The organism is Nocardioides marmoraquaticus, from assembly GCF_054777915.1.
Genome location: NZ_BAAHAA010000057.1, coordinates 1 through 864, shown reverse-complemented (window position 1 = coordinate 864; position 864 = coordinate 1). Strand labels below are relative to the sequence as shown.

Here is an 864-nt window from a genome sequence, read left to right as displayed (position 1 = left end):
AGGCCTGACGAGACTGGTCAGAAGCCACCGAGATCCGACCCGCGCTCCCACTCACGCTGAACCGCGACGTCCCACCCAGCAACGTCCAGACCCCACCTGTCTCCGCGGAACCCCAACCACTGGCCAGCGACCGGTCGAACCCGTCCAGCGCGACCACGTCCACCGCCGGAGCCGAGACCGTCACCGTGCGAGTCGTGCTCGCCGTGGCACCGTCGTTGTCCGTCACCGTCAGCGTGATCGTCTTCGACCCAGCCGTGGCATAAGTGTGCGTGGCGTTCCTGCCCGACCCTGCAGCCGTGCCGTCACCCCAGCTCCACGAGTACGACGCAACCGACCCGTCGGAGTCAGCCGACCCCGACCCGTCCACCGCCACGCCCAAGCCGCTCGGGCTAGCCGTGAACGACGCCGTCGGAGCCACGTTGCTCGCCGAGACCGTGACCGTGCGAGTCGTGCTCGCCGTGGCACCGTCGTTGTCCGTCACCGTCAGCGTGATCGTCTTCGACCCAGCCGTGGCATAGGTGTGCGTGGCGTTCCTGCCCGACCCTGCAGCCGTGCCGTCACCCCAGCTCCACGAGTACGACGCAACCGACCCGTCGGAGTCAGCCGACCCCGACCCATCCACCGCCACACCCAGCGCGTCGGAGGACACCGTGAAGGACGCCGTCGGAGCCGCATTGGTCCGCGTCACCGTCACCGTGCGAGTCGTGGTCGCGGTGCCACCACGGTTGTCGGTCACCGTGAGGGTGATCGTCTTCTCGCCGCCCGACGCGTAGGTGTGCGTGGCGTTCCTGCCCGACCCTGCGGCCGTGCCGTCACCCCAGCTCCACGAGTACGACGCGATCGTGCCGTCCGAGTCGCTCGACG

The 864-nt window shown here is 69.3% G+C and carries 1 protein-coding gene and 1 pseudogene; both read right to left on the bottom strand.

All coding sequences use genetic code 11. The annotated features are described in order from the left end of the window. Positions 1-226: hypothetical protein (locus ACYU8I_RS18860; protein ID WP_460843883.1), on the bottom strand; the 226-nt coding region annotated here is incomplete at its 3' end. 9 nt (positions 227-235) lie between these two features. Beyond that, a pseudogene (locus ACYU8I_RS18855) lies at positions 236-841 on the bottom strand (PKD domain-containing protein); the annotation flags it as partial. Positions 842-864 lie beyond the last annotated feature (23 nt).